General features: G+C 37.1%; 3 protein-coding genes. 1 reads left to right on the forward strand and 2 read right to left on the reverse strand.

The features are described from left to right. The coding region (locus CUN59_RS19380; protein ID WP_165790235.1) for a tetratricopeptide repeat-containing S1 family peptidase at nt 1-2,350 on the reverse strand (2,350 nt) is incomplete at its 3' end. A gap of 184 nt (nt 2,351-2,534) precedes the next feature. Next, nucleotides 2,535-3,086: a COP23 domain-containing protein gene (locus CUN59_RS19385; protein WP_104389374.1), complete on the reverse strand. Its 552-nt coding sequence runs from the start codon at nt 3,084-3,086 to the stop codon at nt 2,535-2,537. A gap of 265 nt (nt 3,087-3,351) precedes the next feature. On the opposite strand from CUN59_RS19385, the gene CUN59_RS19390 reads away from it, so the two are divergent. Beyond that, nucleotides 3,352-4,956, forward strand: coding sequence for a serine/threonine-protein kinase (locus tag CUN59_RS19390; RefSeq protein ID WP_243406999.1), 1,605 nt, complete (start codon nt 3,352-3,354; stop codon nt 4,954-4,956). Nucleotides 4,957-5,495 lie beyond the last annotated feature (539 nt).

The raw sequence follows: 5,495 nt of genomic DNA on the forward strand, positions 1-5,495 counted from the left end.
AGTAGGCTAGGGCAGAGTTAGGATTAATCTTGATAGCTAGGTTAGAATCATCTATTACTCCTTGCGTATTTCCTAATTGCAAACGGACAGTTCCCCGGATAGAGTAGGCTTCAGCAAGGTTAGGATTAATCTTGATAGCTAGGTTAGAATCATCTATTGCTCCTTGCGTATTTCCTAATTGCCAACGGACAACTCCCCGGATAAGGTAAAATGCTGCACGGGGACTGAGTTCAATGGCTTTATTTATCGCTGCTGCTGCTTCTTTATAGTTTTTTAAAGCGCCTAAAACTAAATACTTTTGATTATACAAATTAGGATTATTAGGCTGGAGTTGAATCGCTTCATTGATAGCTACTAAGGCTTTATCCAGTTGGTTTGATTCTCTATAAGCTACACTTAAATTATTCCAAGCAGGAACAAACTCAGGTTTAAATTTCACCGCTTGCTCAAATGCAGTTATAGCTTCTGAACCTTTTCCACTCGAATATAACGCCAAACCTTTGCCATAATAAGCCAGGTGAATAAACTCTGGTTTTTGCTTAATTGCTGCTTCAAAAGCCTGTATAGCTTCTGGATAACGACGTAACCGCCACAGTTGATTTCCTCTTGCTAACCATTGACTGGCGGTAGTATTACTTTGAGACACATCTACTGATAAAATCGCTGTTTGAATAGACTTAACTTTTTGTTGATTTAGTTCTGGTGGTGGGCTGCTTTCTACCTTTTGTGCTTGGGTATTCAGTCGGGTAGCTAATGCCAAAAATGTACTTATAGGAATACCTAAACTATTACCTAATTGGATAGTTTCTTGACTACTACTATTATTATCAATAGCAGCTTCTCCCTCCGTTCTGCCATGAATACCAATTACCCGCCCTTGGGAATCTAAAACAGGTCCCCCACTCATACCACCAAAGGTGATACTAGTATAAACTAATTCATATCCTCCTGTTAAAGAAACTGCTGCTTGGGCTGTACCCAAACTGTTACTGATAAAATCTGATTTGGTAGTTCGTAATAATCCTTCTTCTTTACTATAAATTTGTCCCAATGTGAACCGCCAAGGTGATTTTTTTTCTCCTAATTTGGGATAACCCGCAGTGAACATATATTCATAATCTTTGATAGGATAATTTGCTAGGGTCGCAACTTGATAATTTTCCTGACTGGTGAATTTCACTACTGCTAAATCTACCCCTTCTTCTAATTTAATGGTACTTGGTTTTACGCAATATTGTTTACCATCTACCCCTAATTTAATGGTACTTGGTTCTACGCAATATTGTTTACCATCTACTGTGAGGATTGTATAGGTATTTGGCTCGCATGATCCTACTTTATCTGGTGGTTTACAAACTACATGAGCCGCAGTTAAAACGGTGTAAATATCTCCTTGTTTAGCAATAATTACCCCTGAACCATTATCACCGCTACTGCTATCAATTCTGACGGTAATTTGTTTAGCTTTTGCTTCTAATTCTCCTAACCAACCTGTTAATGGTACTTCTGCTATTTGTTGTTTAATATCTGGTATAGGTAAATTATAGGCGGTGAGAACTTCTGGTTTTACCTGAGCTAAAACAGTTTTAATAGGTATTCCCCAACTCAGTTTTCTAAATTCCTGAATTTCTGGGTTTGTGGGGCGTTTTCCGTTGGTATAAGTATAAGCAGTATTGGACAAAGGATAGGAACTAATGCCATTAATTCCTATTAAATTTCCTGTATTACTAATAATTGGACCGCCACTCATTCCTTGTTGAATATTGCTGGTATAGCCAATTTCATAACCATCTTTTAAACTTGGTTGGGAGATGATTTGTTGTACTTCTCCTGTTGTCAATACTAATTTATCCTCAGATACAGCATATCCTGCGGCCATAACTGGTGTTGCTAAGTTAATATCAAAGGAGGCGATTCGGTCAGCAATTTCTGATGGTAAACAATATTCTTGATTAGATGTAAATTCTACTATGGCTAAATCGAATTTATCAAAGTTAGTATTAGGTAAAATTTTAGCTGCATATTTTTGACCATCGGCTGTGATAATATTGATATTCTTAATTCTTCTGATAACGTGGGAATTAGTAACTACTAAATAAGAATTACCTTTTCTAGCGAAAATTGTCCCGGAAGCGCCTCTTTCTTTATCTCTGACTCTAACTGTAATTTGTTTAGCAATGGTTTCTAATTGTAGCTTTAAATAAATGCCGTTTTGTCGGTCTGCTGGTTGTAATTTGCACCTTTCCAAGGTCTGTGTAGGTAGTTTTGTCGTCTTGGTTTGGGTTTCTATTGCTGAGACTGGATAAGGTAGCAGCAGTAAGCAGGAGATAATTGCGATTTGACGTTTCATGACTAGTTAAATAGTGTTTTTATCAGTGGTGATTTAGCCCTCTAAATCCCCCAAGTTTGGGGGACTTTGAAATTCTGATTCCCCTAAAATTGGGGGTTAGGGGGCATTAAAACCCTAGATGGCAATTTGATTAGACTGTACACGGTAGCCTGAGCAAAGGTGAGGGTTAGGGTGGGGTATTTTGTTACTTTGATTTAGAGATATTTCTGAGATATTCACCCAGATTCAAGTAAGTATTTTCACCTGAATTTTGCCAATTTAAGTCCGTACTTGTACCTTTTCTGATTTCATTAAGTTCAGCTAAAACTGTAGTGGGATTTACACCTGGTCTGACAGTAAATAAGATATTGTTTTTATCGCATTGACCAGGTTTAGCCGCACAGATAACTCCCAAACCATGCAACTTACCGGTAGTTAAATAATCTAATTGGCCTTGTTGGTGAAATTGCTGGAATTTTTTACTTACTTGTTCACAGCGTCTTTGAGGAGGCCATTCGCTACTGGTGGGAAAAGAGTCAGATTTCCAAGCGATAATGGGTACATAAGGCTCAGGTTTTTTGTTGGGAACGAAGGCCATGGTGGTGGGAACTCTTTTCGTATTACCTTTGTAAGGAATTGAACGACAAGCAAAACTAACTTCTTGCTTGGGAATCTCTTGACTCAAACCGGGGTTAACACTCAGGGTAACTGTCAATGCGGTGAATGTTAAGACACTAGTTAATGCTGGTAGTTGCATAATGCTTGACCTTTGATTACTGAATTTTGGCGATTATGGTGCTACTTTGACTAGATTTCTGTTATTTAAACTTTATAGTTGGTGTACAAGTATGCACACACATAGCTGATTATATACTAATTTTTTTTAAAGATTCAGGCATTTACTCGGAAGTTAATTTTATGATACAATCCGTATCAGCAGGTAGGGTGAATCAACCTGTATAGAATTTGCTGTTTCCTGATGGATAAACCCTGTACCTCTATCATGTACTATCCTATCTATCATGTACTATTGTACCCGACCCCACTGCCCTAGTCCCGCAAACCGTTTTCCCGACTCTCCAGATTCTCATACTAAGTCGGGAATATTTTGTCAAGCTTGTGGAATGCCCCTAATATTAAAGGGGAGAAAGGGACATTATCAAACTATTAAACCTCTGGGAAAAGGAGGATTTGGCGCTACTTTTCAAGCTATTGATTTAGATTCTGTGAATCAGCGTCAATGTGTGATCAAACGATTGAATATTAATGACAATCCGGAAATTTCTGACAGAATTATTGAAGGAATCAAAGCAGCTTTTAATCGAGAAGCTCAGGTTTTAGAATTTTTAGGTGATAATAGCGGGAATATTCCCACATTATATGATTATTTTTCCTTGACTGCTCCCGCCTTTGGTCAACAAAAAGAACTTGAATTTCAATATTCAGTACAACAATATATCCAAGGTGAAGATCTATCTCAGGAACTCAGAAGAAAAGGTCGTTTTTCCGAAATAGAGACTTTAGATTTTTTAAAGCAAATTCTACCGATTTTACAATTTATTCATGACCAAAATTCTATCCATCGAGATATTAAACCCAATAATATTGTTAGAGAAACAGCAACACAAAAACTATTTTTAATTGATTTTGGGGCGGTGAAACAAGTTGTTTCTGGTGAAACAAATATAAAAAAATCTGTCCCTATTTTTACAAAACTGTACGCTGCTCCTGAACAAAGACCTGAAGAAGGAAGAATAGGAGAAATTTATCCGTCTAGTGATTTATATAGTTTGGCTGTTACTTGTCTGGAGTTACTCACAGGTACAACTCCCGTTGATTACCTTAACAATAATTATCAAAATTGGCGACAACAAGCTAGTAGAATTATTAGCCCTTCTCTAGCTAATATTTTAGATAAAATGCTCAAGGTTAACCCTAGACACCGGTTTCAATCAGCAGCAGAAGTTATGACGGCTGTAAATGAATATCGAATAAGTACACCACCAACTGAACCACTGACTAAACCACCAACAATTATTCCTAAACAACTTGAAACGTTAAAGCCTTTACTAATCAAATCAGTGTTTTTGATATTTCCAATAATTGTTGGTGTGATAGGTGTTAATAGTTATTTGCAACGACCAATTGAAGTAGTAGAATATGCAAAAGCTGGGATTAAGTTTAAATATCCTGGAGATTGGCAAGAAACACCAGCCATAGATAAATTAACGCGAATTGTCCCGAAAAATATGATCTCATCTTCTCTAACTCCAGAGTTTTTTATCACTACAGAGGAGTTATTCTCGTCGGAAACTTTGGAAGATTATACTGAGTTTTCTATCCAACGAATTGAAGCATTAGGACAAAATACGAAAATTATCAAATCTGGACCAATACAACTTGGTGAAACACAAGGTTATCAAGTAGTTTATGAAAGCAGAGATAACAAGGTAAATTTTCAAGAAATGCAACTATGGATTGTTAATGGTAAAAAAGCCTATATTCTCACCTATCGCGCTGAAGATAAATCCTATCCAGAGTTTGTAAAAACTGTGGAAGACACTATAATTAAATCCTTTAAACTGGAAAAATCCACATCTGAAAAACCCAGAACCCCAATCTGGTAATTAAGTCTTAATTGCTGTGCAATTGGGGATGGAAAAGCTGATTTTACCGGAATTAGTGCATTTAGTAAAACAGGTAAATTTTCGGGGATCTGTCCAGGTGAGATGTAAAGATCCCCGACTTCTGTGAGCAATTTATAATTTATAGATACAATCAATAAAAGAAGTCGGGGATCTGTCCAGGTGAGATGTAAAGATCCCCTACTGTCCTAACCGATGTGGCGGTTGCTATACAAAAAAAGGGGATAGGGAACACTTCGACCCTTTGACTCGCTTAGGATATCGCAGGGAACAGGAAAGACAGAATTGATACCTACTGAGTCTGGTATGGCTACGCCACGCAAGCTATCAAAAATCAAATAGGAGTCCTATATCTGGCAAAATATCCCAATAATTCCCTGAATTTGCTCGACTCCTCAAGGGTGTAAGTTATAGCTATAGCCAGGATGATTAGGACATTATTGATACTTGAAACCTAATAAGCTGTTGTTATTTTAACTTGAATAATTAATACAAGCAAGATGCTTGTGCTACTAAGTAGT

This window comes from Cuspidothrix issatschenkoi CHARLIE-1 (genome assembly GCF_002934005.1).
Taxonomy (GTDB): domain Bacteria; phylum Cyanobacteriota; class Cyanobacteriia; order Cyanobacteriales; family Nostocaceae; genus Cuspidothrix; species Cuspidothrix issatschenkoi.